We start from the raw sequence: 26,589 nt of genomic DNA, 5'->3' as shown, positions 1-26,589 counted from the left end.
AAGAGAAATATCCTCTTTGTCCGGCCATTCCCTGTCAAGCAGATTGCCCCACTGTTTGGAAGTAATATCGGCAAATTGGGGTGGATGGGTATTGGCTGTTGATTGTCACAGAATGGAAGTGTTCTCTGAATTGCTTTGGATATCAACCTCCGGCCCACCCGGACCGCCGCCAGCACCAGCGGGAAAAGCGGGAAGCCAAGGCCAGATAAATGACCGCCAAGCCCCATCCCCACGGTCCCGCCCGGATGATCCAAGTGCCGCCGCCAAGCACATGGGCGAAGGCCACCCCCGCCGCCAGCCAGCCGGTCCACGGGTGTCGCCACCACAGAACCACCACGCCCAAGATCGCCCCCCAGACAACCGACAGCCCGGCGAACAGCCACGGGCTGCGTGTCAGAATCAGGAAGGCCAGCGGGTTGATCTCGTTTGCGGTCGAGTAGTCGCCGGCCCAATATTCCTCGGGCTGGCCGATTAGCGTGAGGATCACATCGATTGCGAAAAACAGCCAAGTCGGAACCACCAACCAGACGCGACGACTGGCGCCCGCCTCTTGCGAAGGATTGGCCGGTTCGCCTACCATCCCTCCGGCCACCCGCCCGGCGGCGGGGCCAGTTTGCCTTGGAAGAACTCCAGATACTTCGGGTCGTCGTCCGCGAACAAGGCCCGCCCTTCGGACAGGTAGGCCGGCGTCAGCCAGTTGGCCGCCTCCGGTTCGTTGCCGAGTTCGTACAAACTCTGCCCAAGCCGCAACCGGAGAAACGGGTTGGCCACGTCGGCTCCGCACCGAAAGGCCTGTTGAACGGTTTCCCGACAGGCCTCCCATTGGCCGAGGTAAAACTGCGAATCGGCAATGGCCGCCAAGATCATGGCGGCCGGTTCTTGTTCGTCCCGAGGCTCCGGCAACGCGGCCCACGCCGCCTGAAACCGGGCGAGGGCTTCCGCCTCGTTCCCGGCATCGGCAAGCTCCTCGCCCTCGGCAAACAACCGGTCGGCTTCTTCCAGTGCGTCTGGCATGGCGCATCCTCCATGGCTTATTGTGGTAAAACCGGCCGATTTTGACGATTGATTAAACCCCCTCCGGGCCAATGCGGATCACTTCACGAATTGAATTAACGATCTTTTTATCAATTGATATTCATGGTAATCCCATCATGGCACGCGGGTTGCCGGATATTCCCTGCCTACTTTGCTTCATCAGGAGACAGCAACCATGACCAGCCAAGAAATACTCGACCAATCCATCGAAACAGCCCACCCGCCCCGGCAGCGAAGCGCCCGAACGGATGCCTCCATGCGGGACGGCGACTCCGGACGCGGCAATCCTTCCGAAGATGACGTGTCAGACTTCCTGACAGACGCCGACACCGGCGACGCCACGGGCGACGACACCAACCGCCCCCCGGAAGAACTGGAAGAAGGCCCCGGCCCCTCCGAAAGCCGCCCCCACGCCGAGGACGCCGTCGGCCAACCCCCGTTCAACGGCTACGACGGCCTCACCGTCGCCGCCCTGCGCAAAATGCTCGTCTCCATGCCCGAAGACTCCATCCGTCAAGCCGCCGAATACGAACGCAAACACCGCGCCCGCAAAACGCTGCTTTCTTATATGAATCAGCGATTGAATAATGCGTGATTGGAGCAAGTGATCCCCGTGAAGCCGCGACTCGGAGGCTTTGCGTAGAGGAGCGCGTCCTGAGACTGTCACCGAAGACAGTGATTCAAGGACTTGTGTGACGCTCTCGGGACGCGCTCCTCTCCACAAAGCCTCCGAGTCGCGGCTTCAGGGGGATTAGTTGAATCAAATGATGCCGTTGAAAAACGGCCGTATTAAAAATGCGATAAGACTACCAAATTTTGAGGTGAGGATCGTCCGGCAAAATATCGCAAAAGTGAATTTTCTCGGGAAGCTTGGGCGTCGCTGACGCAGCCGCCTCTGACAAGAAAACACCCTCCGCGCACTGCTCTTTTCACCCTTACTTCTTCTCCCCTTCCACCACCGCCTTCATGTTGGCCAGCCCCTTTTCAAAGTCACCGCCAACCATTTTGTCCATGTTCATGAAGAGGCACATGGCTTTGCCGATGAAGTTGTTTTTGCCGGACATGGTCCAAGTCACCACAGTCTGGCTGCCCTCGGGTTTGAAGGTGAAGTCCGTGTCGCAGGAGCTTTCAAAGGGTTTGATGAAATCGAGTTTGATGAGGATTTGCTCGGCCGGTTTGCTCTCGTTGATTTTCATCATGCCTTCGCCGACTTTGTCGTTGCCGGTCCATTTGTAAATGGCGCCGGCTCCTTCGGCCGGGCCTTCAAAAGTCATCTTGATGCTCGGGTCGAGTTTTGCCCACGGCGACCAGGCTTCCCATTTGTGGAAGTCGTTCACCTGCGCAAACACTTCGGATGGCGGGGCCGCCATCGTGGCGCTTCGGGTGACTTGGTAGTCGGAGGGTTGCATGGCCACCACCACGGCGAAAATGCCGATGACGACCAATAGCCCGAGGAGGATTTTCTTCCACATCACATAACCCCTTTGTTTGCCAACAATGCAACATTGATGCAGATATTGGGCTTCAAAGGGGCTTTTGTAAATGTCAGTTGCCGGTCATCGGCGGCTTCGATCAATCACCGCCCCCGCCGCAGCCGCCGCAGCCGCCGCAACCGCTGCCACCCCCATCCCCGCCGCCGGAACAACCGCTGGAACTGCTGCTTCCGTCGCTAGTCGAACTGGAGACGGGTTGCAGGGTTTTGCCGAGTTGATCGTAGGGGCTGCCAATCAGGACCATCGTGCCGAACAGGGCGACCGGCAGGCCGATTTCATCGTAAGTGGGCGAGAAGCGGGCTTTGTCCGTCCGCATCGCATAATGCCTTGACCGCAGGACGCCCAGATGGCGTTTGCCGAAACCCGAGAGGCGGGGGGCCGTGGCCATGACAACCAAGGACGTCACTAGGCAAACCACGCTCATGATGATCAGGAACGCGACGGACTTGTCCCGCTGGACACCCACCATGATCTTGGTCAGGCCGAAGAAGAACAACAGGACAAAGGGAATGGTCGTCATCAGCCGGATGGCCGACGCCTTGGCCGGGGCGATGAGAAGACCGGCTTCCAGCAGTTGTTGATTCATTTCTTCCAGCGAAAGCTGACAGGATTTTTGGGCCTTGGCCGGGTCCGTGTGCCGGGTGTACGCGGCCACCACTTCCCGCTCAATCGGGTGGGCGTTTTCGGGAAGGCGGGTTCCGAGGATCAATTGGCCGGAATCGTTCAGGGCGAGGTGCCCCCGTTGGGTGAGCTTGACGGTGGCCGTCAGGAAGATTCCTTCTTCTTTGTTTTGAAGATAGGCGATCTCGTAATCGGTCAGCGCCGGATTGGTGTCCGCCGGGATCGGGCCGAAGTTCAACAAGAGCCGCACCAGCACGTTCCAGATCATAAAAGCCACGCCAAGACCGGCGTAGAGGAAAAGGAAATCCTCCCCCTTCCAGTCCAGCGGGTTCGGCGCATCCGGGGCGCAGCCGATGACGGCCATCAGGGCGACGCCCGCCACCGCGAACTTCAGCCCCGCCCGCACCGGCCGTTTCGGCACCACCCAGTTTTCCTTCCAGTTTACCCGCCGGCAAGCCGGATCATGGTGGAAGCGGTCGGCCGCCGACGGCCAGATGTCCGTCGGCGGGGCCTCGCCGAAGAGGCGTTGATAACTGGCCCGAGTTTTTTCGTACCAGTCATGATGCTTGTGGCTTTCGGCCTCTCCACCCTTGGTCGGCCCGTGGTGCAATGGCTGGCCAAGGGCGTTGGGGCAGAAATCTTCCCAATAATTCCGGGTGTACACCAGATGCAGATGCCACGCCTGATCGATTTGTTCGGACGGCGTCACCGGGTGGCCGGCCTCCATCGCCAGAAAACAGAACCGCTTGTACTCCGCGATTACCCGCCGGGCGAATTGGGCCGTCCAGCCGTTTTCACGGGCCAGCCGGTCGGCGAACCGTAACCGGACGCCGGGGGCGTCGATTTCAAATTGTTCGATTCGTTTCAGCCGGTCGAGTTGGGAAGAATCCATGACCACCTCGGAAATGAGTGCGAGAACACTGCTTTTATGGGGAAATTCGCCGGCCGGGAAGCGGAATTGAACGGCCGCCAAGTTTTCTTGCAATCTTAACAGAGGCGGCCGATCCGGCATCACTGTTTTGACACTTATCAATTCTCGCATTCACTCGCGTCGATGGTTTTCGCCCCAAGGGGGCGCTCGAAAATAGCCAAGGGCGGTTGCCGCCCTTGGAAAATGACTCCCCCTGATCTCCGCCCCAAGGGGGCGGCACAATAGACAAGTGCCGCCCCCTTGGGGCAGAAACCCTTCGACGGTTGATGTTTCCAGGGGCGGCGACCGCCCCTGGCTATTTTCGAGCGCCCCCTTGGGGCGAAAACCATCAACGCGGTTTGATGCAACCGCAAAGGCATGAAAAGGCACCCGGAAGATTTGCCGCACCTTGGGGAATCGCCGTGATGCAATCGTTGGGGTGTCAGTTTTTCTTCTTCGCCACCGGCTGGCGGAAGCCGCGTTCCACCATGTCGTTCGGGTCGGTTGACACCGGGCCGTCCCGCCACAGCCAGCGCATCATCTCCGGCATGATGGCCCCGCCGAACTTCTGGCCGTGGTTGTTCATGCCCCAGGAATAATTCACGTCGTAGCCCTTCTTGGTGAGAGCTTTCATTAGCTTGACATTCTGGGCGAACCAGTCCCACGACTCGTCATACTTGCCGTTGCGGATGCCGCGATTGTCGTTTCGGCCGTCGCACAGGAAAACCCGGATCGGCTTCTTGTCGGCCGCCAGCACCAAGTCGGCATAGGCATGGCCGCCGCGAATGTTGGTGAAGCTGCCGACGTTGCTCAACACTTTGCGAAACTCGTTCGGCCGTTCCCAAGCGACCGTCCAAGCCGCGATGGCGCCGGAGCTGGAGCCGCCGATGCCGCGCATCTCCGGGTCTTTCGAGATGTTGTAATCCTTGTTCAACGCGGGCAGCAATTCCTCCGTGACGACGCGGGCGTATTTGTCGTCGAGCGAGTTGTACTCGGTGGGCCGATTGGTGTCGCGGTCGCCCCAGTTCGACGGCGACGGTTCCGGTTGATCCGGCCGCCGGCCGGGGTTGATGAACACGCCGATCATCACCGGGATTTCGCGGCGATAGATCAGATTGTCCATCACGTTTTGCGCCCGCATGTCCCCCTTCTCGTTCATGAAGGCCTGCCCGTCCTGATAGACCATCAGGGCCGTCGGAATCGCCGGGTCATACTGGGCCGGGACATACACCCAATACGTGTGCTGCGTGCCCGGATACACCTTGCACGGAAGCGTGAACGGCCCCCGAATCTCCCCCTTCGGCACTCCCTCTTGCGGCAACGAATCCGGCCCCAGCCGATATTGCGAATCCGGGTTGGGCGTCTTCGGCGACCCATCCTTGGCCTTCGGCGGCGTCGGCGCCTGGGCCAGGGCGATGACCGCCACGGCCACGCAACAGATGATGGGGGTGATTGCTTTTTTCACTTTGAATGACTCCGGGATGATGGTCAGGCGGGTATTGTAGTTGGGCTTCCGCCCTCGGCGTTAGCCGCGAAGCGGGGTTTCTTTCACCCGTCGTCAACATATCCCCCGAAACAAATTTCCCTCTTTTTAAAACTGGCGGATCAAACCGGGCCTCGTCGGAGAATACTTGACAGAAGGCCACAGCGACGAGGACGAAACCGATGACGAGCAGTCCGTTGAGCGTGGTCGTCCGGCAACTCCGGACGGCGGCCGAGCGGGACGGGGAGGGGAAGACCGATGCGGAATTGCTGACCCGCTTCCTCAGCCATCACGACGGCGATGCCCTGGCCACGCTGGTGCGACGGCACGCCCCGATGGTTTGGGGCGTCTGCCGCCGCACGTTGCACAATCCCCATGATGCCGAGGATGCGTTTCAGGCCACCTTTCTGGTGCTGGTACGGAAGGCGGCCACGGTCCGGCCGAGGGAGATGCTGGCAAACTGGCTGTACGGCGTCGCCCGCCAGACGGCCGTGCGCTCGCGGGCGACGGCGGCCAAACGCGGGGGGCGTGAAATGCAAATGGAACAACTGCCCGAACCCGTCGTGGCCGAAGCCCGCGCCAACGAACTGTTGCCGTTGCTGGATCAAGAGTTGAGCCATCTGCCGCAACGGTTTCAGGCGTTGATTGTCCTGTGCGACTTGGAAGGCAAAACCCGCAAGGAGGCGGCCCGGCAACTCGGCTGCCCCGAGGGGACGGTGGCCAGCCGCCTGGCCCGCGCGAGGGAACTGCTGGCGAAGCGGCTGGCCCGGCGCGGGCTGGCGGTTTCCGGCGCGTCGCTGGCGGCGGCGCTTTCCCAAACAACGGCCTCGGCGGATGTGCCGGTCGCCGTCTTGAATTCAACCATCAACATCGCCACGCAGTTGGCAACCGGCCAGTCGGCCGACATGATCTCCGCTCCCGTGGCCGCCCTCACCGAAGGAACGCTGAAAGCCATGCTCATCACCAAACTCAAAGCCGTTTACACCGTCGTGCTGGCGCTCGGATTTCTGGCCGCCGGGACAACCGGCCTGGTGTACCGCCAAGCGACGGCCCAAGACATCAAGCCCCCCGTCGCGGAAGAACGAGTGACACCGCCGCCAAAGCAGGAGCCGGAAAAAGAACCGTTCACCGCCTGGGGCAAAGAATCCGGCGGCCTGCAAGCGGGCCTAGGCTTTCACGCCGGCGAGAAGCGGGCCTACAGTCACGGCGAAACGGCCAAACTCGTCCTCCGGGTGCGCAACGTCGGCAAAGAAGAGGTCAAGTTTCAATATCTCCGGCAGTTCTTCATCGAACAACCTCCGGCCGTGACGGATGACGCGGGCAAGCCGGTCACTTTGCCGGGAGTGACCGCGTTTGGGAGACACATTCCGCAGGAGGTGACTCTGGCGCCGGGCAAGGAAATCGAACTTTATGAATTGGATCTCGAACTCAGGCCGTCCGATGAAAACGACGGCCGACGGCCCGCGACCCTATACGGAACGGGCAAGTTTGGCCTCCAATACGAGCGAGTGATTGGAAACACTTCGAGCGGGCAAATCAAGCCCGATCCCATCCTTGGCAAGCTCGCCACCGGGAAGCTGGAGTTGGAAGTCATTCCCAAGGAAACCGTCACCGCCTGGGGCAAGGAGGCCGGCGGCCTTCAGGCGGGCTTGGGTTTCCATCCCGGCGGCAAACGGGTGTATGGTTCCGGCGAAACGGCCAAGCTCGTCCTCCGGGTGCGCAACGTTGGCAAGGAAGAGGCGAAGTTTGAATACGTCTATGCGTTCTTTGTGGAGAACCCGCCCGAGGTGACGGATGACGCGGGCAAGAAGGTTCCCCTGATCCGCCTGGAGGCCGGGGGGCTTCACGCCCCGAAGGAGGCGAAACTGGCGCCGGGGAAGGAAATCGAGCTTTACGAATTGGAGCTTCAACTCAAACCGGCGGCCAAAGCCGGCGACATTGACTTGGCGCCCCTTAAGACGACGAGGAAATACCAGATTCAATACGAACGGCTCACCGGTCCGACCTCGGCGGGGCCGCGCAAACCGGACCCTCTTTTGGAGAAGCTCTCCACCGGGAAACTGGAACTCGAAGTCAAAACCGAACCGCCCGCCGACACCGGGAAGACGCCGCCGAAAAATGAGTCGGGGAAGGCCGACCCTTTCGCCCCGCCCGAGGCGCCCCCCACGCAAATGGAGATGCGGCTCGCGGCGACCGTCAAACAGTTTTTGGTGACGATGCGGAACCACCACGGCGACAAGAACGCCAACGCCCTGCGCGAGTTCATCGACCCGCGTTATCTCAAGATGCACGACCTGACTGATCGTGATCTGTCCGTGCCGATGCCCGCCGTTGGCTCCATCATCAACTTTGAAACAGCCGGCGACGGCCAAACCATCCTCTGCATCGTGGACGTGGAAGCCACCCCGCCCAAGAAGATCCGCGAAGCCCTCCTCCTTCGCGTCTCCGTCCACGAGGGCAAACCCTACATCACTCCCCAAAAGGCTCCCGACCCCAAAACCGGCGCCTTCACCCCTTGGATTCTTCGGACAAGAACCGATTATCCGTGAAGACGGAAGGCTGTCTTGGCGTGCCGCCTATGCTTGGCGAGCCGATGCCGGGAATGATTTTGACAGCGGGAAACATGTCGGTTAGCCTGTCAGCGTAGGCCGAAGTGGTTCAATAATCACCGGCCAACTTAATAATCGGGAATGTTCCTCCCAACACGTTGGACCGCAAAGAAGCGAGGGGGTTGGGTGCCGCATACAAACTCCACGGCGTTGGCGATCCAAGAGATGGTGCGGTTCTTCCTGCCGCATTGCGCTGACCAGTCCGCCATGCTCGAACTAGACGACATGGCTTCGGACGACCGGAAATGGCGGCATGCCCACGATCTGTTTGACAGGATCAGGCGTAGTTCACTCCAGGCGGAAGAAACCGAAACGTTACTTTTGCATCAGCGCAGTTTCGAGGAGATCTGCGCCAAAACCCTGTACAACATGGCGGGCCACATTCCTTCCAAAGAATTCCTGCCTCCGTTCGACGAGGATTCTCCGTTTTGGGTCATCCCCTTTGCGGTCGGGTTCGCGCGTGCGCTGGGCATTGCCGATCCATTCGGTATTTCATCTTTGCTCCGTCCATAAGCGGCCGGGCGCCCACCCATCCCGCTCGCCGCCCGGAATGATGGCTCGCATTGATCCGGCCCGGATCAAAACTCGATTTCATGTCGCCGCGAGCGGAGGGAGCATGTTGCCGCAAGCGGAGGGAGCCTGATGATTCCGATTGGAATACGCCACACCGCGAAACTGAGCGGCAAAAGCCTCAAGTTCGTGACCTGCGAAAAGTGCCGGCTGGAATACGTCTATGTGGTGAACGGAAGCGGCGTGGGTTCGGACAGCAACATTTTGTTTCTGAATCCGCTGGCCGAGGAAAAGGCCCGTTGGGAGGCCGAGGCCGACCTGAAACGGACGCTCGCCGGGAAGATCAAGGAAGTTCCCTGTCCCGCATGCGGACAAGTCCAGGAGAACATGCTCGCCCTCGCCCGGAATCGGAAGTTCGGGCATTCGCTCGACATGGCCGGTCTCGCGATCATCACCGGGAGAATCCTTGCCGGGTTCGCCGCCGTGATGCTGGCGCTTCATTTCGCGGAGGGGGGCCGAGACAAACTCATCCTGACGCCAATTTACGGCCCGCCGGCCTTGCTGGTGTTCGTCTGGGGCCTTCGGAAATGGCTTCGTCTGCGTCCAGTTGTCCGGCAATATGATCCGAACTCCGAAGACCTGGAAGAACGCCTGCGACTCGGCCGAGAAAACGCCATTCCGAGGGACGAACTGGTCCGGCAAATCGCGGCCATGCAACCCAAAAAGGAGGATCCGAAACAGGGCGAGCCAGGTTGGGGATGAAACCCGGCGATGGCCAAACCACCCTCTGCATCGTGGACGTGGAAGCCACCCCGCCCAAGAAGATCCGCGAAGCCCTCCTTCTTCGTGTCTTCGTCCACGAGGGCAAACCCCACATCGCTCCCCAAAAGGCTCCTAACCCCAAAACCGGCGCCTTCACCCCTTGGATTCTCGGGACGAGAACCGACAATCCGTGAAGGCGGCAATTGAACCACAAAAGCAGGCGGTACATGATGCGTATCTGGCGGACGGCTCCGGCAATCATCCTCGGCGGCGCGATTCTTCTCGCGGGGAAGGCAGCCGGGGAGGACGTTCTGCAAAAGCCGGACAAGAAATTCACGCCGATGGCATTGGGGATGGATTGGCCCGTTATCACTTCGGCTGACGACCTCGACAAACACGTCGGCCGGCTGGTGGCTGTTCGGGGCATCGTCGGTTCCTCAAAGATTGCGCGCATTCATGGGGTGGAGGTCCAGGCGCCTGATGAATTAAGGGGCCGGGAGGCGTATGCCATCGGAATCCTCGGAAAGTTCACGGTGACCGAGGACGCGATCCGAAAGACTAATGAACAGGCCCGAAAGTCCGGGAATCTGGTGGGGGTGGCGCAAACCGGGCCGGGCGTCTATTACACGCTCTATTTCGATCTGGCCGGAAAAAAAGCGGAAGCTCGGGAATTGCCGAAATAACGATTTCCGGACAACTGTAATTCAAACTCAATGAATCAGCATTCGTTGATTCATTGAGTTTTGACCCCGCCAATCTGTTGTGGTCGCTGATTGGGTGTGGCAAATCTTCCGGGCTTTGTCTTCACATCAAGCGCCGACGGAAACTGGATCATTTGCCGAGGGGTGGACTTCCGGCTTGTAGCCCGCCCGGATCACATTCACGGTGGATCGCGGGGTGAGAACCGTGACTTCTCCGTGTGCAAACGCCGGATTGCCGGCCGCATAGCCGCCGGGGGACCATGTGAGAAGTCGCCCCTTCCACAACAGGCGGGCCTCTCCCTCCGCATCATCGCACGTCACGAACACTCCGTCCGGGAGATCGGCGACCGTCGCCCGAAAGGTCCGCTGGCGACGGTCCGGGCCGACGCGCTCGGCATGAAGGCGTTCATCAATGACCGAGACCTTGGGCTTTGCCGCTCCGGGGTTTTCAGCCGCCCAAGCCTCGGCATAAGACGCGAATGCCTTTCGACGACACTCGACACAAGGACGGTGGCCGGCCGCCAGCCCGGTCGCTTCGTCAAGAAAGAAAAGCTCCGTGTAGCGGTCTGGAGACATGACGACCCGCCGCCTCTCGCGGAACTCCAACCGGCAAATGATCCACCGTTTCACCAGCCACGGGCGGCGAATGTGCCCCGCCGCGTCGTGGAGGACGCCGCGATTGCCCATCATCGTCCCCCGCTCGGAAACGGCAACGATCTCCCCGAAAGGCGTGACCCGGTTCTGTCTCGCCATGACGGCCCCTTTGGCAGATTTCTGTTGAAACCCTGCTCGACGAGAACACCCTTACGAGGGTTTGGCCCGCCGAGCCTGTCGCGCTTTGCGGGCGCCGATCATCTGGTTTCGTTTCCACTTCTTGAAATCGACACTTTCCCGCAAGGAAATGACGCCCCACTTCCGCACCTTTTTTCGGACAACGGTGGCGGCCAGCGTGTCGTCGCCGGTGGTCCGAAGGATTTGGCGCACCTTGTGGCGGGCGGCCCGGCCGGGGCGAATTTTCTTCCTAGGCCATGTTTTGCGAAAGCCGTGCGGGTATTCGGACGGCGAAACGTGGTCCCGGCAGTAGGCCAGCGCTTTCTTTTCCACGGGGGACTTCACCTTGCTCATCGCATGCCCTCTTGAAGCCTTCTTCAAAAAGTGACGGCGATTGAACGGGGGAAGTTCGCGCTCCGTCGCGAGGACTCCGCGTCGCGCCCGCACGGAGTTCTTCAAAAGGTGCGATCATGCGATTCACACGGCGAAGTCGCCGGTTCCCCGGAGGATTGGGTTTGTCGGGAAGTAAGTGAAGGCGGGGTTTTTCGTTCCGCGTTCGTTGCGTCCCTCATACAATCAATCAATTACGGTTCTCTCAGCTTGGAGCTACATCATGGCGTTGCCCGTCGTGGCCATCATCGGACGACCGAACGTCGGCAAGTCGTCCATTTTCAACTGGCTGGCCGGCAAACGCATCAGCATTGTCGATCCGACGGCCGGGGTGACGCGCGACCGCGTCACGGTCGTCGTCGAGCATGATGGCCGGTTCTTCGACCTTATGGACACGGGCGGCATCGGCATCGTCGATTCGCAAGACTTGAACGAAGACGTCGAACGGCAGATCGCCATCGCCATCGACCAGGCCGATTTGATCTTGTACGTGACCGACGCCCGCTCCGGGCCGGTGGCATTGGATGAAACCGTCGCCGAGCGATTACGACCCCTCGGAAAGCCGGTCATCTGCGTGGTGAACAAGTGCGACACGGAAGCTCTCGATCTGGCCGCCGGGGACTTCCACCGCTTCGGGTATGAACCCGTGGTTCCGGTGAGCGCCAACCAGTTTCGCGGGCAGGACAACCTGCTCGACACCATCGTCGAACATTTGCCGGCGCCCAAGGACGATGAACAAGCCCCGGTGGTCGAGACGCTGAAGCTCGCCATCGTCGGCCGACGGAACGCCGGAAAAAGCACGTTCATCAACGCACTGGCCCAGGAAGACCGCGTCATCGTCAGCGAAGTCGCCGGGACCACGCGGGACAGCGTGGACGTGCGGTTTGAACACGACGGCAAGACCTTCATCGCCATCGACACCGCCGGGGTTCGGCACCGCAGCAGTCTGGCCGGAAACGTCGAGTTTTACAGTCTCGCCCGCGCCGAGCGGTCGATTCGCCGGGCCGATGTGGTGCTGATGTTCTTCGACGCCAGCCAGCCCGTCGGCCGGATCGACAAGCAACTCACGGAATACATTTTGGAGAATCACAAGCCCGCGATTTTCGTGTTCAACAAATGGGATTTGGTGATGAAGCAGGAGGTCTCCACGAAGGAATTCGCGGAGTACGTGTACAAAGTCTACCCGATGCTCGACTATGTGCCGCTGGCGTTCGTCACGGCCAAGGAGTCGAAGAACGTTTTCCGGGTGCTGAACCTGGCCCAGAACTTGGTGAAACAGGCCCGCACACGGGTGACCACCGGAGAGTTGAATCGGGTGCTGCGGGACGCTTTGGAAGCCAACCCGCCGTCCCAGCGGGGGACAAAGCAGCCCAAGATTATGTTCGCCTCGCAGGTGGCTGTCGAACCGCCGACGATTGTGTTCTTCACGAACGGGCCGGAATTATTCGATTCGGTGTATCGGCGATACTTGATGAAGATCTTCCGCGATCACCTGCCGTTCCCGGAAGTGGCCATCAAGTTTGACTTCCGCAACCGCCACGACGGCCCTCGCAAGGGAGGCAAGGAAGACGACGATCCCGAAATGACCGCCGCCTCCGAGGAAGCCACCGCCGCGACCGCCGACCAGAAGATCGACAAGCCCAAGAAACCCCGCGATTCGACCGCCCCGCGCAAGCGCAAACGCGGGGACAAGTCTTCCTCGCTGTGGGACATCTAAAACCAAGGATGAAGGATGAAGGATGAAGGATGAAGGATGAAAGGAAAACCAAGACAATCATTGTGCCTTGGTTTTCCTTTCATCCTTCATCCTTCATCCTTGGTTTTTTGCCAGTCGTCTGTTTTCCATCGCCGAGGCGAAGTCGCCGGCCAGCAGGCAGACGCAGGCCCGGTAGCGGCTCACATCGGTGCCGTGTCTCAGGGTGTCGGCTGAGTTCAGTTCTTCCAGGGCTTCGTCAAAGCGACTGTCGGCGGCGGCGGCTCTTGCCTCGGTGATGTGGGCGGCCCGTTGTTGTTCGAGGGTCCACAGGATCGCCAGATCGGCCTTGCAACGGCGGCAGTTTGGCCCGGCGGAATTGTCGGCCCGGCAGACGGGGCAGCGGAGGGTACTCATGCGGGAAATGATACGGGTTACTTCTTCACGCGGGCATCATATCGCGAGTAACGCCACGGGTTTTTGCCATAGGTTTCGTCGATGAGGGCGAAGACGGCCGGATCGTATTTCGCCAGTTTCTCGCGGGTGTTGGCCTCGTTGTGCTGCGAGTCAGGCGGGTTGTTGCAATCAAAGTATGATTGCACGGCCTCGGCCCAATATTCTTTGTGGTTGGTGGCCGCGTAGGTTCCCTTCCACAAGCCCGCTTTGATTGCCTTGTCGTAACACTCCCGCAGGCGGGCATCGAACTTCTTGTCCACGCTGTTCAGCCCCATCTCGTGCATCGCATGGGAGAACTCGTGAACCAGAATGTTTTCCTTCGGGTAACGATCCCCCTTCAAGTTCAACAGGTTCTCCTCCCCGCAACTCACGGCCGGCCGGTGATGCGTCGCCCCCAGGCCGCGCGCCCGTTTGTCCCAATAATCCTTGGGCGTGAGATCGCTGTGTTCCGGCACGTCCGTCGTCTGTTCCTTCGGGGACATCACCGCAAAGCGGACCCGGTTTTTGACGAGGGCCTTCCGAACATCGTCCCGGCCGGCGAGCATGTGTTCGATGAGGTCGGCCGCCTCCAGCAGGGCCGCATCGGAGACCTTCTCGGAACTCAGCAGCGGGAACCCTTTGAGGTCGATGTGCTTCTTGTAAAAGGGCGAGAGTTTCCACTCCGTCCGGAGGGCGTCCGGCACCGGGCCGACCTTGGGTGTCTCCGCTCCTGGAACAGCGAGGAGAACGATGAGAAGGCAGGCGTGCATCACGATAATTTAAAACCACGGAACAAGACGATGGGACATAAAAAAGCCGGAGGATGGTTCCCCCGGCCGGCCTGTCGGCAAAGCAATGATTACTTCTTTTTTTTGTCCGCGTCGGGTTTGAGATCAAAGGTGAGCGGCTTTCCGTCCACGGTTGCCGTGAGTTCGGAACTGCTTCCCTGATATCGCGCCGGGATGTAGTTTCGCATTTCGTCCGGGGCCCCCTTGATCGTTGAGCTGGACTGCATCATTTTCTCGGCTGTCACGGAAACCTTGTACGATCCTCCGGGGACTGCGATGGCGAAATCGCCATTCTTGATCGGAGCCGACACCGAGGCGCCTTTTCCGTCCGACGGAATGAACACAATCGTTCCGTTGTCGACCAGAGCGCCGTCGAAAGTCACCTTGCCTGTTGTCTTGGCCCCTTCACAACCCACCATCGCGACGGAAGAAATGAAGAGGATCGGCAGGAAGAGCAAACGTGTCATGAAATCCTCGGCCGGAGAGAAAGAGGTCAACAAATTGTTGTGACAACACCAGATTGTTCAAAAACGAACACCGGGGCGTCAGCCGACGTCCCGGTGGAAGATCAACAAATCACTTGAGGCACATTTTGAATTACGGCAGTTGGAGGGCTTCGCCGCCGTTACGGGAGCCAACGGCTTTATAGACGTTAACATCGATGCTGTTGGAAACAAACTTCACCGAACCGTCGCCGAGCAGGAAGTTGCCGCCATTGGTGTGACGGCTGCCGAAGGCGTTGTTCGAGGCGATGCTGTTGAGGGGATAGGCCGGGTCCATGACGCGGAAAATGCCCCCGTTTTGGGAGGTGCCGTTGCAACCGCCACCCTGGCTGCCAGCCCAGACCGGGAAGTTGGGATCGTTGAGGTTGGTGGCGTTCACGTTGGCGCTGATGGACGCTTCGCCGACGGCGACCGTGTTGCTCAACCCGTCGGTCACATCCGAGAACCGGACAACATAGGTGTTGTTGTTTTCGTTGGCATGCAGCAACATGCCGTTTTGCGAGTTGCCCAAGACTCCGCCGCAACCGTAGGTGGTGCCGCCGCCCCAGTTGGCGGTGTTGCCAAGATTGGCCACATAGTTCGTCTTGCCGTAGGTGTTGTTATTTTTCTGGTTCGGCAGGCTGTCGCTCGGGCAGATGAATCCCTTGATGACGGTGTACGTCGCGGCCACACCGTTCACCAAGATGACGTTATTCACATCGCAACGCCCGAGGGAAGATGCGCCGTGAATGTTGTCAATGTTGGTGTTGCCGTACACGGGAACAATGTTGCTATTGGGGCCGCCGCCGGCCGGGGCGATATAGATGCGGTCTTGAGCGGATGAGTTGGTGAGGGCCGCCCACAGGTTGTCCTGCTCGACGTAGGGAAGGATGTAGACCATCCAGCCCCATTGATTGTTGTCGTCGTTGTAGGTGCCGATCGGAAGATTCCCGACGGTGTCATTGTGATTGTGCAACCCGAGACCAATCTGCTTCAGGTTGTTGGAACATTTCATCCGGTTCGCGGCTTCGCGAATCTTCTGGACGGCGGGCAGCAACAGCCCGATGAGGATCGCGATGATCGCGATCACGACCAACAGCTCGATCAGCGTAAAGCCGCGGCGTTTGGCCAGCATTTTAGAGAGAGTCATTCAGTACTCCTGCGCAGGAAAACAATAAAAAAGTACACACTGGACTTCAGTGTCAGATTCGGAAAGCCGTCAGATGGGCGAGCGAGACGTCAAAACACCCGAGGATCGCCTGGGGCAATCATCAATGTCTCACGCAAACTTCTTTTGTGACGGGAGATGATGCGGAAAAAATGGACTGGATTGTCCGCACCTTGTTTCAACCAATTGACACGAAATCACTGGTTAAAACCAGAATCTCCATACATGGGAAGATAGTGAGAGCATGTAAGGTTTTTTAATCCTAGCCTCATTATCGACCATCGAGAAGCCCCATGAACGAAATTTTTGAGAAATTCTGGCGAACCAATTGGGAACCGGGAACTATTCGAGTCCCGGCCTCGTCGTTGCTGGCGATTTGCAGATCACGGTTCTGACAAAGACAATTAAGAAACACCCCATCAGAACCCCTGTTTCACCAAAGCCGGGAAACGAAAAAAGCCGGGGATATCCCCGGCTTTTTTCGTTGTCGCATGTCGGCCGCAGTCATTTCTTGCCGGAGGCGTCGCTTTTCAAGTCAAAGTTGACCGGCTTGCCGTCCACGGTCGCGGTGAGTTCGGTCTTTTCCCCTTGGTAGCGGGCGGGGATGTAGTTGCGCATTTCTTCCGAGGCGGTCTTGCCGCCCCCGGTCGTCGGGAGCGATTTCACAGTCGTCATCTTTTCCGCCGTGACCTGGACCTTGTACGATCCGTGGGGCACGGTGATGGAATACTCGCCGTTCTTGATCGGGGCGCCTTCCGGCCGGCCCTTGCCGCCGGCCTCCACAAACACAATCGAACCATTCTCGATTGGATTACCGTCAAACGTGACTTTGCCGGTGACTTTGGAACCGCCGCCATCGCAACCCGCCGTCAAGCCGATGGCCGCGAGCAACACAGGGAAAAACAACAATCGGGACAACATGAGTTTTCTCAAAAAAGTGGGAGGAAGCGGCCGCCGGCCGTCGGAGGGTAATCACAATCTCGGGACGGTTGACGGACAAAAACAAAATGGCCGGAGCCTCGGAGGCCCCGGCTGAAAAATCCGCGCTGAAAGATCAGGCGGCGATCAAGGCAGTTGGAGCGATTCGCCGCCGTTCTTGGTGCCGGCCGCGCGATAAACATTGATGTCAACGGACTGGCTCACGAACTTGACGGAGCCGTCGCCCAGCAGGAAGTTGGCGCCGTTCGTGTGGGAGCTGTTGAAGGCCCGGTCCAGCCGCATGGCGCCGTTCTCGCCCGTGGTGGAGATGTCCTTCGAGTTGAGCGGATAATTGACGTCCATGAAGCGGAAGTAATTATGCTGGGCGCCCTGTCCTTGGTTGTTGGGGTTTCCACCGGCCCAAATGGGGAAATTGTTCGTCGCGCTCACGGCGTATTTGCTGCTGAGCTTGTTCGCGGAAGCCTCGCCGAGGAACACGGTGTTGCTCAGGCCGTCCGTGATGGAGGCGAAGTTGAAAGCCCACGTGTTGCCGTTGTCGTTGGCTTGGGCGATCGGGCCGGTGGCGAGGTCGCCACGCACCGGGCTGCCCCACGTGGTGTAGGTGCCGCCGCCAATGTCGCTGCCCATGTTGGCCACGTAGTTGGTCTTGCCGAACCCGGCCGTGGTCTTGGTGGGCCACGGGTCGCTCGGACAAATAAACGTGTTGACCACGGTTCCGGCGGCGCCGCCCCCGGCTGTCAGATTTACGATGGTGGCGGAGCTGTTGTCGGCGCTCCAGCCGGAGGTGCCGTTATAAACGTTGGGGCCGGTGCCGTTGTGAAAGGCGATGTAGTTGGCCGTGTCCTGGACGAGCAAGTTATAGATGTTGTTCTGCTCAAGACCGGGCAGAAGGGCCGTGCCCCAGCCCCAGTTCCGGTTGTCGTCGTTGCACTCGCCGGCGGGGAGTGTCGAATTCGTGTCTTGGTAGTTGTGAAGGGCCAGGCCGAGTTGCTTCAGATTGTTCGAGCATTTCATCCGGTTGGCGGCTTCCCGGATCTTCTGGACGGCGGGCAGCAACAACCCGATGAGGATCGCGATGATCGCGATCACCACCAACAATTCGATCAGTGTGAAACCGCGGCGTTTGGCCGGCATTTTGGAGAGAGACATCGTACTCCTGCGTCAAAAACGACAATAGAAAAATACACACCGAAATTCAGTGTCAACGTTAAAGCGGGCGTTGGCGTCCAAACAGACGTCAGTGTCAGAAATCATGATGGCGAATGCGGATCAAACCAATTCGACGTCAGCACATTCAACGCACGCCAAGGCGATTGTTGAAGTCTCACGCAAAAACACTCAAAGGTTTGGAGTGTGTGGAGGGTGGAAGCAGAACCCGCACAATGTTTTGAAACGGTGGGATCACAAATGACTGATTTACTGATGCAAAAACGACTCTCCGTACATGGAAAAAGAATGAGAGCATGTAGGGTTAGAAAATCATACACCTGACATCGACTTTTGAAAAGCCCCACATGTTAAAAACTTGGGAATCATTTGCGAAATGAAATTGCATGGCCACACATCAACAAGTCTTTTCAACTTGAAATTCGTTTGTTTCTAAAAGCCATCTTCGTTTCAAACTACCAGTTGCGTCGGTTTATCGGTCAGACGGCCGGAGGAATCCTTATTTTTCCTTGCCTGACAGGTCAAAATCAAAGCTCTTCTTGGAATCGGACACATCGGCGACGAGCGTGGATTTGTCGTTGTAAATGGCGGGAATGTAATTCACCCGATTGTCGACCGGGCGGACGGGGTCGTTGGCTTTGATCGTGGGGTCGATTTTGAAGGCCCGGATGACCACTTTGTTCTTGCCGGGCTTGGCGGCAATCTTGTAGGCGCCGTCGCGGATCTCCGCACTGCCGGGGACCGCACCGTCACCGGAGTCAAACGTGATTGTTCCCTCGGCCAGCGGCGACCCGTTATATGTCACCTTGCCGGTCACTTCCGAGCGTTTGTCCTCCGGACCCGAATTGCACCCGGAGGCGAGAATGACTGTGAACAGAGTGAGGGAAAGTGACAATCGCATGGGAGAGTTCCTTGCTTGGTTGGTTTGGTCAACGGCGAAAAACTCTCACAAGTCCGGGGACTTGTGAGAGCAACGGAGTTCATGGCAATCTTCGGAAGGATCAAGGCGGGGTAAAAGACGTGCCGTCGTCCCGGAAGGCGAGTTGGGCCAGCATCGTCAGGGTGGTGGCATTGGTCAGGAATCTCACGGAACCATCCCCCAAGGCGACATTCACCCCGCCGGTGTGCCCCGACCGCAAAGGAGTGTTGCTGCTGTTGTTCGTGCAAACGCCCAGCGTGCAATCATCCGCCCATCCCTTGCTCTGGTTGATCGAATAGCGGACGGTGGTGGTGTTGAACGGACGCTCGTTGCCATAACCGGAACCGGGGACGGCCGATTCGGCCGTTCCCATGCCGAAGCCGTGGCCGTTGGCCGACCGCCAGTCAACCTTGGCGCCGGTGTTCGTGGTGATCCAGTCGCCATGTTCCGAAACAACCATGGTGTTGCTGGTGCCGTCGGTGATGCCCGCGATGGTCACCTGCCCGTTGGGAGGCAAAACGCCACTGCCACTGACGATGCCGGCCCCGCAGCAACCGGAACCGGAGCCGGTGTATGTCCGGGAGTCCGTGTAGCCGGGAACCAGCGTGGGGGTCGCCCCGGCGATGGCCACGTAATCGCCCTGGATCTTGGTGCCTCCATTGGGGGCATAAGTCGGCGGCAGGGGAGACGACGGGCACATGTACACCGACAATTTGTCAACGGTGATGGCGACGTTGTTGGCGTTGTTCCACCCGGAATTCCCGGTGAATTGCCAGCGGCGATACAAATTGTCCTGCTCGACATAGGGGAGCAAAAAGATCATCCAACTGCTGCCATAACCGCCGCCGGTGCCGAAGACGCCCGCATCGCTGGCCGATCCGGGCGGGAAACGGCCGAGCGAATCATGATGGCCGTGCAACCCCAAACTGATTTGTTTAAGATTATTGGAGCATTTCATGCGATTCGCCGCTTCACGAATCTTCTGGACGGCGGGCAGGAGCAGGCCGATCAGGATGGCGATAATCGCGATCACCACCAATAATTCGATCAGGGTGAACCCTCGCCGATCAGCAGGCATTCGCCTGCCGGACAACAATTGGGGCATGGAGAGACCTCAAAAAATGGAAAAGAACCAATGAGAAATGCAGATTACCCTGTCCATCGGACAAGGGTCAATCAGAAATTGCGAAGAAATAGTGTGGGCGGGAAAAATTGAGGGCTGTTGATGCCGAATTCGGAATTGACATGACTTCCGGCTTACATGCTCGACCACTCGGGGCTTAACAGCCATGCCAGCACGCCGCAGCCTTTTTCGATCTCGTCCCCGTCCACGACGACGCGGGCGACGCCCCCTTTTTCCAGCATGATCTTTGCCTTTTTGCTGCCAATCAGCCAGGCGGTGAACTCACTCAGATCTGGTTCATGGCCGACGAGGCCGATGGTCTCCGCCCCGTATTTGCGGATCGCCTTGGCCAACCGCCGACACGACCGGCCGGGGGCCAGGGCTTCCGTGACGATCACATCCTCCGGCGGCAGCGTCCACACCGGGGCCAACAGGTCGGCGGTTTCCTTCGCCCGAACCAGCGGACTGGTCAACAATCGGTTGACACGATGCCCCTTGGTGATAAACGCATGGGCCAGCCGGCCGATTTGAACCTGACCAAACTCCGTCAGGGGTCGTTCGGCGTCCTCGGTAATGCCTCGTTCCCCCAGCGCGACGGCGTCGCCGTGTCGAATCAAATAAATTTGCATCAAACCCTCTTCTGGCGAACGGTTCCGAATAGCATAGCCGAACTCTTCATCGTTCGTTCGCTTGCGTTTCCCACTCTCCCCTATAATATGTTGTTTCGCGGGTTCCCCTGATGGACACCCGGGCCTTCACGCAATCTTCACCGATTGAGATTTGATGCTTCGTTCAGACATCCGCAATGTGGCCATTATCGCGCACGTTGACCATGGCAAAACCACCATGGTCGACCAGATGCTTCGTCAATCCGGCTTGTTCCGAACCGAGGAACTGGACAAGCTTCAGGGGGGACAGCATGGCTTGATCGTCGATTCAAACGATCAGGAGCGCGAACGCGGAATCACCATCTTGGCCAAGAATATCGCCATTCGTTTGGGCGATGTCAAAGTGAACCTGATGGACACGCCCGGCCACGCCGACTTCGGCGGGGAAGTCGAGCGGACGCTCCAAATGGCCGATGGCGTGTTCCTCTTGGTGGACGCCGCCGAAGGGCCGCTGCCGCAAACCCGCTTCGTGTTGCGCAAGGCGTTCGCCCGCGGCCTCAAGCCCGTCGTCGTCATCAACAAGATCGACCGGCCGGACGCGCGCATCCCCGACGTTCACAACATGATCTTTGATCTGTTCCTCGAACTCGGCGCCAGCGACGCCGACTTGGAATTCCCGCTGATCTATTCCAGCGGCAAGCAGGGCATCGCCACGCTCGACCTGAACGAGCCGGGCAAGAACCTCAAGCCGCTGCTCGATGCGATCCTGACCAAAGTTCCCCCGCCCGTCGGGGATGTGGACGGCCCGTTGCAAATGCAGGTGCTGAACCTGGAATACAGCGACTTCGTCGGTCGGATTGCCATCGGCAAGATTTACCGCGGCAAGGTGAAAAAGGGCCAGCGCATCAAGCTCATCAAGATGAAGGGCGGCAAGATGACTGACGACACCGTCGTCCAAGTCTTCGAGTTTGACCGTCTTGGCAAGAAGGAAGCGGACGAACTCGGCGCCGGCGACATCGTGGCGCTGGTCGGCTTGGACGACGCAGACATCGGCGACACGGTGGCGGATTTCGACAATCCCGAGCAACTGCCGGAGATCCACATCGACGAACCGACCATGGACATGGTCTTCCGCATCAACGACTCCCCGTTCACCGGGCAGGACGGCAAGCCGCTCACCAGCCGGGAATTGAAGGACCGGCTGGACAAGGAACTCCAGCGGAACGTCGCCTTGCGCGTGCGGCCGACCGAAGGGGCCGATTCCTACATCGTCTCCGGGCGGGGGATTCTTCACCTGTCCGTGCTGATCGAGTCAATGCGCCGGGAAGGCTCCGAGCTTTCCGTCGGCAAACCGCGCGTGATTATCAAGGAAATCGACGGCGTGAAGATGGAGCCGGTCGAGTATTTGGTGGTGGACGTGCCCGCCTCGCACGTCGGCCCGGTGATGGCGTTGGTGCTGGAACGGCAGGGCCAATGCACCAAGATGGAAGGGGGCGCCGAGCTGACCCACCTGGAATTCACCATTCCGGCCCGCGGGTTGATCGGCATGAAGACCCGCATGATGACCGCCACCAGCGGCATGGCCATCATGACGCACAACTTCCATGAATACCAACCCGTCAAGCCGAGCCTCGACGGCCGGGCCAACGGTGTGATGATTTCCCTCGAAACCGCCAAGGCAACCGCCTACGCCATCGAAGGTTTGCAAGAGCGTGGCATCCTGTTCGTCGAACACATGGAACCGGTGTACGAGGGCCAGGTGGTCGCCGAGCATTGTCGTGACAACGACTTAACGGTGAACGTGACCCGTGAAAAGAAGCTGACGAACATGCGGGCGTCGGGTTCGGAAATCAAGACCGTCATCAAGCCGCCGCGGACGTTCGAGTTGGAATCGGCCCTCGAATATATCGAGGAAGACGAACTGGTGGAAATCACCCCCAACCACATCCGCCTCCGGAAGTGGGCGTTGAAGGAAGCCGACCGAAAGAAGTCCAACCGCAACAAGGGGTGAACCTTTCAAGGCGAACCGTGGTCAGAACAGAAGACTAACCACAAAGGCACAAAGATCACACGAAGTTTCACAGAGAAGACCAACAAAACCTTTCTTCCGTCTTCTCTGTGAAACTTCATGTGATCTTTGTGCCTTTGTGGTTAGTCTTCTGTTTTTCTTCTCTTGATGACTTTTGACGAAATCTCTCATGGACGCGCATACGCTGGAATTGCTTGAGTTTGACAAGGTGCGGAGCCTTCTCGCTGATTGCGCTTCCACATCCCTCGGGGCCGAACTAGCCCGGCAGGTCGAGCCTTCCAAGAACATTCGGAAAATTCAGGATGATCTTGCCCTCGTCACCGAGATGGTGACGGCCCTAGAGGGGGGACAGTCGCCGCCGTTTGGCGGGGTGTACGATGTCCGGTTAATCGTCCGGCGGGCGGCCATCGGCACCATGCTCACGGCCGACGAACTTCTCCGCGTTTCGGACACGCTGACGGCCACCGGGACTTTTTACCGCTACCGGATGCGGCTCGACGGCTCGCTCGTGCGCCTGATCGAAATGCTGGCCCCGATTGAGGACATGGGGGCCATCGCCAAGACCATCACCGGGTGCATCGACGGCCGGGGGCATGTGCTAAGCGGCGCCAGCCCTGATCTGGCCGAGGTTCGACGCAAGCTCGACGCCTTGGAAGAGCGGGTTCAAAACGAAGTCAAACGACTCCTCCGTGACCCGCAAATGCGGGCCATTTTGCGATATCCCAACGCCACCGTGAACGGCGACCATTATGTGTTGCCGGTGGCCGCCAATCATCGGGCCAAGGTCGAGGGGGTGGTTCATCGCACCAGCCCCACCGGGGAGACGGTATTCATCGAGCCGGCGGCTGTCGCCCGGTTGTCGGCCGAGCGGGTGGTGTTGAAGGGCGAGGAAGACCGCGAGATTCGCCGGATTTTGCGGAAGCTCAGTGCCGAGGTTGGCCGGTATTCGCGGCACATCGACGCGGCCGTGAGCGTGATGGCGCAATGCGATTTTGTTTGCGCGAAAGCCCGATTCTCCCGTGATTATGGGATGAGTTGCCCGGAGATGAACAACGAGGGCCGTCTTTGGCTTCGGCATTCCCGGCATGTGCTTCTCGAACATCTCTTCCGCAATCAATCCCTCCCCCCCGAATCCGAAACCGGCAAAAAACCAACTCGCAAACAGGTGGTCCCCATTGATGTCCGGCTCGGGCTGGGCTTCAACATGCTGGTCATCACCGGGCCAAACACCGGGGGGAAAACGGTCACACTGAAAACGACCGGCCTCCTTTGCCTGATGGCCCAATGCGGGATGCACATCCCGGCCAATCAAGGCAGCATCGTCCCGGTTTGTTCCAATATCCTTGCGGACATCGGCGACGAACAAAGCATCGAACAATCGCTCTCCACCTTCAGTTCGCACATCTCCCGAATCGCCACCATCTTCAATTCCGCCGACGCCAACAGCCTTGTGCTGCTCGATGAACTCGGAGCCGGGACCGATCCGACGGAAGGCGCCGCCCTCGGTCGGGCAATTCTCGACCAACTGGATATCGTCCGCTGCCGGGCCATCGTGACCACCCACTTGGGCGACCTGAAAACCTACGCCTTCTCCAACGAGCGGGCCGAGAATGGCGCCGTCGAATTCGACATTGAAACCCTGCGGCCGACCTACCGCCTGCATATCGGCCAGTTCGGCATGAGCAACGCCCTGATGATCGCCCGCCGGCTGAAACTGCCGAAGGATCTGTTGAAACGCGCCCGCAAGTATGTGCGACGCCGCAAGGGAAAGACCGGCGAACTGAATCGCCTCCAGCAACTTCGCGAGGAGGCTGAAAAGGCCCGTACCGAAGCCCTCGCCCGGCAACACGAAGCCGATCTCCAGCGAGACGATTACGAAAAGAAACTGGCCGCCCTCGAACGCCGCAACGTGGAAGAACAACGCCTGAACGAATGGCGGGCGAAGATCCAAGTCGGCGAAACGGTGTGGGCCAACAAGTTCGGCAAGTCCGGCAAGGTGGTCCGCGTCAACCAAGCCAAGGGAACGGTCTTCGTCAGCATCGGCATCGGCCAATGGGAAGTGTTTCTGACGGAAGTGCTGCCGGAACAGCCGAAGACCAATATTCAATGAGCAGTCTCACCATAATTCCCCCTAAATCCGGGAGAAAATCATGGGCTTGGCCGTCTCTGTTGGCGCGATCGCGTATTTGAATATCCATGACCAGGAAGGAGCCGACGGGCTCCGCAAGTCTCTGGCAAAAGCAAATAGCGTCCTTGTCGAAAACGGTTTGCCGGAACACACCGAGCCGGAAGTGCTGCCGCCCGTGAAAAGCCGTGGGGCCGCGCTGGGTTTTCCATACTCATTCCCGCACTATCTACGTCGATTTGCCGCCCATGCTTCAACCAAGCCAAATTGGAAACCAAAACCTTTTCCGGCATCGAGTGATCCCGTCGATGATCCGGTGGTCATTGATGAACTGACCATGTTCCGCAGCCATTTGATTTGCCATTCAGACTGCGAGGGATTTTATTTGCCTGTTGATTTTGCCGAACCATTGTTCGCAAGCGAGAACCGCGTGCCGGGCGGAATGCTCGGCTCATCGCAAGGATTAATGCGAGAACTGATCTCCGTCGCCCCGTTTTTGGACATCAAACTATCCGATGGCCAACTCTCGGACACCGAGGCAGCCCGAATCAACGAAACTGCCTTCGCTGACGGGCCATTCCGGATTGAATTAATGGTTTGGCTCACATTGTTTGAGGCCGCCCGATTGAGCATCAAGCACGGAGCCGCGATCTCATTCGGCTAATCGCCAGCCAGAAGCGACATCGACGAATACCCGATCACCCAGCCCGACCGCATTCTCGGCGTGCTGCTGCATTGCTGCGGTGTCACTGTCTGACCCGCATTTTTTCCGGTTTCATCATCCCGCCCTCATACAACAATTCTCAATCTCTCCCCTGATCGGCGGCCGGGTCCATGTCCCATGAAATCACGCGGCGGGCGATGCTTGCCACCGGGGCGGCTGTGGTCGCCGGGTCCGCCCTTCCACTCCTCGCGGAATCTCCCATGAAAGCAATCAAGAACGGCCGAATCAAGCAATCCGTCGTGGCATGGTGTTTCACCGCCGCCGGGGACAAATGGTCCCTCGACAAGTTGTGCGAGATTTCCAAGGGGCTTGGCCTCACTTCCGTTGAGCTGATCGGGCCGGAGGATTTCCCCACGCTGAAAAAACACGGCCTGACCTGCGCCATCTCCGGCAACACCATGCCGGGGGCGCCGTTCAAGACCGGGTTCAACAACCCGAAGTTTCATGATGAACTCGTGGAACGCACCACCAAAGTCATCGATCAGTGCGCCGATTTCGGCTGTCCGGCCGTGATCGCCTTCAACGGCTACGAGTTCATGAACCCGGACGACCCCAAGAGCGGCAAAATCTCGCGGGACGACGGCGCCGCCAATTGCATCGCCGGGCTGAAGCGGGTGGTGGGCCATGCCGAGAAGAAAGGCGTCACCATCTGCGTCGAACACCTGAACACCCGCGACGGCAGCCACCCGATGAAGGGACACCCCGGCTATCAGGGGGATGATGTCGATTACGTCGCCGGGATTGTCCGCAAGATCGGCTCCCCCCGGTTGAAGGTGCTGTTTGACATCTACCACGTGCAAATCATGCACGGGGATGTGATTCGCCGGATCGAAGAATGCAAGGATGTGATCGGCCACATTCACACGGCCGGGAATCCGGGCCGGGGCGAACTGGACGACACGCAGGAGATCAATTTCCCGCCGATCATGAAGAAACTGCTCGACATCAAATACACCGGATATGTCGGCCAGGAGTTCATTCCGACCCGTGATCCGCTGGCGGGATTGACCCAAGCCGTCCAGCTTTGCGACATTTGACCGCCCGAATATTCGGGAATCGGGAACTAAAAAACCGTGACTTCCGGCGAATCATCTCTATTGCCGG

27 protein-coding genes are annotated in these 26,589 nt (G+C 59.0%); 11 read left to right on the top strand and 16 right to left on the bottom strand.

Going from position 1 to position 26,589, the window contains the following annotated elements:
- Window positions 1-142: 142 nt before the first annotated feature.
- Complete coding sequence (locus BGIM_RS0125865) at window positions 143-580, bottom strand: hypothetical protein (RefSeq protein ID WP_020472606.1); 438 nt, start codon at window positions 578-580, stop codon at window positions 143-145.
- Window positions 574-1,014 carry a hypothetical protein gene (locus BGIM_RS0125860; protein ID WP_020472605.1) on the bottom strand — a complete coding sequence of 147 codons (441 nt, stop codon included), beginning with the start codon at window positions 1,012-1,014 and terminating at the stop codon, window positions 574-576. Before BGIM_RS0125860 ends, BGIM_RS0125865 begins: the two co-directional genes overlap by 7 nt.
- Before the next feature lie 196 nt (window positions 1,015-1,210).
- Between BGIM_RS0125860 and BGIM_RS0125855 the strand changes: the two genes are divergently transcribed.
- Complete coding sequence (locus tag BGIM_RS0125855) at window positions 1,211-1,630, top strand: hypothetical protein (RefSeq protein WP_020472604.1); 420 nt, start codon at window positions 1,211-1,213, stop codon at window positions 1,628-1,630.
- Between the two features lie 340 nt (window positions 1,631-1,970).
- Here BGIM_RS0125855 and BGIM_RS0125850 read toward each other — a convergent pair whose 3' ends face one another.
- The 3 genes from BGIM_RS0125850 to BGIM_RS0125835 all read right to left on the bottom strand — a co-directional run bounded on the left by BGIM_RS0125850 (window position 1,971) and on the right by BGIM_RS0125835 (window position 5,524).
- Window positions 1,971-2,507: an SRPBCC family protein gene (locus BGIM_RS0125850; protein WP_020472603.1), complete on the bottom strand. Its 537-nt coding sequence runs from the start codon at window positions 2,505-2,507 to the stop codon at window positions 1,971-1,973.
- A 100-nt stretch (window positions 2,508-2,607) separates the two neighbouring features.
- Window positions 2,608-4,041 (bottom strand): TIGR04222 domain-containing membrane protein, encoded by a 1,434-nt coding sequence (locus BGIM_RS0125840; protein ID WP_029630536.1) that lies wholly within the window; start codon window positions 4,039-4,041, stop codon window positions 2,608-2,610.
- 460 nt (window positions 4,042-4,501) lie between these two features.
- Window positions 4,502-5,524, bottom strand: coding sequence for an alpha/beta hydrolase (locus BGIM_RS0125835; RefSeq protein ID WP_020472600.1), 1,023 nt, complete (start codon window positions 5,522-5,524; stop codon window positions 4,502-4,504).
- A 200-nt stretch (window positions 5,525-5,724) separates the two neighbouring features.
- Between BGIM_RS0125835 and BGIM_RS58275 the strand changes: the two genes are divergently transcribed.
- From BGIM_RS58275 to BGIM_RS0125805, 5 genes are all read left to right on the top strand, one after another.
- Window positions 5,725-8,091, top strand: coding sequence for an RNA polymerase sigma factor (locus BGIM_RS58275; RefSeq protein WP_052640007.1), 2,367 nt, complete (start codon window positions 5,725-5,727; stop codon window positions 8,089-8,091).
- 186 nt (window positions 8,092-8,277) lie between these two features.
- Window positions 8,278-8,664: a hypothetical protein gene (locus tag BGIM_RS52405; protein WP_020472599.1), complete on the top strand. Its 387-nt coding sequence runs from the start codon at window positions 8,278-8,280 to the stop codon at window positions 8,662-8,664.
- A 129-nt stretch (window positions 8,665-8,793) separates the two neighbouring features.
- Window positions 8,794-9,423: a hypothetical protein gene (locus BGIM_RS0125815; RefSeq protein ID WP_020472597.1), complete on the top strand. Its 630-nt coding sequence runs from the start codon at window positions 8,794-8,796 to the stop codon at window positions 9,421-9,423.
- Window positions 9,420-9,617 carry a hypothetical protein gene (locus tag BGIM_RS0125810; RefSeq protein ID WP_020472596.1) on the top strand — a complete coding sequence of 66 codons (198 nt, stop codon included), beginning with the start codon at window positions 9,420-9,422 and terminating at the stop codon, window positions 9,615-9,617. The genes BGIM_RS0125815 and BGIM_RS0125810 overlap by 4 nt, the downstream gene beginning before the upstream one ends.
- Before the next feature lie 33 nt (window positions 9,618-9,650).
- Window positions 9,651-10,106: a hypothetical protein gene (locus tag BGIM_RS0125805; protein ID WP_020472595.1), complete on the top strand. Its 456-nt coding sequence runs from the start codon at window positions 9,651-9,653 to the stop codon at window positions 10,104-10,106.
- A gap of 126 nt (window positions 10,107-10,232) precedes the next feature.
- On the opposite strand, the gene BGIM_RS0125800 is transcribed toward BGIM_RS0125805, so the two are convergent.
- Together BGIM_RS0125800 and BGIM_RS0125795 are read right to left on the bottom strand one after the other, a co-directional pair.
- Window positions 10,233-10,877, bottom strand: coding sequence for a hypothetical protein (locus BGIM_RS0125800; protein ID WP_020472594.1), 645 nt, complete (start codon window positions 10,875-10,877; stop codon window positions 10,233-10,235).
- Window positions 10,878-10,928: 51 nt separating this feature from the next.
- Window positions 10,929-11,249: a hypothetical protein gene (locus BGIM_RS0125795; protein ID WP_020472593.1), complete on the bottom strand. Its 321-nt coding sequence runs from the start codon at window positions 11,247-11,249 to the stop codon at window positions 10,929-10,931.
- A gap of 259 nt (window positions 11,250-11,508) precedes the next feature.
- On the opposite strand from BGIM_RS0125795, the gene der reads away from it, so the two are divergent.
- A complete protein-coding gene (gene der, locus BGIM_RS0125790; protein WP_020472592.1) occupies window positions 11,509-13,002 on the top strand; it encodes a ribosome biogenesis GTPase Der in 1,494 nt (497 codons plus the stop codon).
- 93 nt (window positions 13,003-13,095) lie between these two features.
- Here der and BGIM_RS0125785 read toward each other — a convergent pair whose 3' ends face one another.
- The 9 genes from BGIM_RS0125785 to sixA form a co-directional block, all read right to left on the bottom strand.
- Window positions 13,096-13,395, bottom strand: coding sequence for a hypothetical protein (locus BGIM_RS0125785; protein WP_020472591.1), 300 nt, complete (start codon window positions 13,393-13,395; stop codon window positions 13,096-13,098).
- 17 nt (window positions 13,396-13,412) lie between these two features.
- Window positions 13,413-14,183, bottom strand: coding sequence for a hypothetical protein (locus BGIM_RS52400; protein WP_020472590.1), 771 nt, complete (start codon window positions 14,181-14,183; stop codon window positions 13,413-13,415).
- 89 nt (window positions 14,184-14,272) lie between these two features.
- Window positions 14,273-14,668 (bottom strand): hypothetical protein, encoded by a 396-nt coding sequence (locus BGIM_RS0125775; RefSeq protein WP_020472589.1) that lies wholly within the window; start codon window positions 14,666-14,668, stop codon window positions 14,273-14,275.
- Window positions 14,669-14,798: 130 nt separating this feature from the next.
- Window positions 14,799-15,833 carry a DUF1559 domain-containing protein gene (locus tag BGIM_RS67265; RefSeq protein WP_072022282.1) on the bottom strand — a complete coding sequence of 345 codons (1,035 nt, stop codon included), beginning with the start codon at window positions 15,831-15,833 and terminating at the stop codon, window positions 14,799-14,801.
- A gap of 522 nt (window positions 15,834-16,355) precedes the next feature.
- Complete coding sequence (locus BGIM_RS0125765; RefSeq protein WP_020472586.1) at window positions 16,356-16,772, bottom strand: hypothetical protein; 417 nt, start codon at window positions 16,770-16,772, stop codon at window positions 16,356-16,358.
- Window positions 16,773-16,916: 144 nt separating this feature from the next.
- Window positions 16,917-17,939 carry a DUF1559 domain-containing protein gene (locus BGIM_RS0125760; protein ID WP_020472585.1) on the bottom strand — a complete coding sequence of 341 codons (1,023 nt, stop codon included), beginning with the start codon at window positions 17,937-17,939 and terminating at the stop codon, window positions 16,917-16,919.
- A 517-nt stretch (window positions 17,940-18,456) separates the two neighbouring features.
- Window positions 18,457-18,858 (bottom strand): hypothetical protein, encoded by a 402-nt coding sequence (locus tag BGIM_RS0125755; protein WP_020472584.1) that lies wholly within the window; start codon window positions 18,856-18,858, stop codon window positions 18,457-18,459.
- Window positions 18,859-18,958: 100 nt separating this feature from the next.
- The gene (locus tag BGIM_RS0125750) at window positions 18,959-19,981 is read right to left on the bottom strand and encodes a DUF1559 domain-containing protein (protein ID WP_020472583.1); all 1,023 of its coding nucleotides are present in this window, start codon (window positions 19,979-19,981) and stop codon (window positions 18,959-18,961) included.
- Between the two features lie 152 nt (window positions 19,982-20,133).
- Window positions 20,134-20,628 carry a phosphohistidine phosphatase SixA gene (gene sixA, locus BGIM_RS0125745; RefSeq protein WP_020472582.1) on the bottom strand — a complete coding sequence of 165 codons (495 nt, stop codon included), beginning with the start codon at window positions 20,626-20,628 and terminating at the stop codon, window positions 20,134-20,136.
- A 154-nt stretch (window positions 20,629-20,782) separates the two neighbouring features.
- Between sixA and typA the strand changes: the two genes are divergently transcribed.
- From typA to BGIM_RS0125725, 4 genes are all read left to right on the top strand, one after another.
- On the top strand, window positions 20,783-22,618 hold the full coding sequence (gene typA, locus BGIM_RS0125740) for a translational GTPase TypA (protein ID WP_020472581.1): 1,836 nt from the start codon (window positions 20,783-20,785) through the stop codon (window positions 22,616-22,618).
- Window positions 22,619-22,805: 187 nt separating this feature from the next.
- On the top strand, window positions 22,806-24,746 hold the full coding sequence (locus tag BGIM_RS0125735; protein ID WP_020472580.1) for an endonuclease MutS2: 1,941 nt from the start codon (window positions 22,806-22,808) through the stop codon (window positions 24,744-24,746).
- A gap of 40 nt (window positions 24,747-24,786) precedes the next feature.
- Entirely contained in the window at window positions 24,787-25,425 is a 639-nt protein-coding gene (locus BGIM_RS0125730) for a hypothetical protein (RefSeq protein ID WP_020472579.1), read from the top strand.
- A gap of 170 nt (window positions 25,426-25,595) precedes the next feature.
- Window positions 25,596-26,522: a hydroxypyruvate isomerase family protein gene (locus BGIM_RS0125725; RefSeq protein ID WP_020472578.1), complete on the top strand. Its 927-nt coding sequence runs from the start codon at window positions 25,596-25,598 to the stop codon at window positions 26,520-26,522.
- Window positions 26,523-26,589: the final 67 nt, after the last annotated feature.

The sequence above is a fragment of the Zavarzinella formosa DSM 19928 genome (assembly GCF_000255705.1).
GTDB lineage: Bacteria > Planctomycetota > Planctomycetia > Gemmatales > Gemmataceae > Zavarzinella > Zavarzinella formosa.
This window is presented reverse-complemented; position numbering and strand designations above follow the sequence as displayed.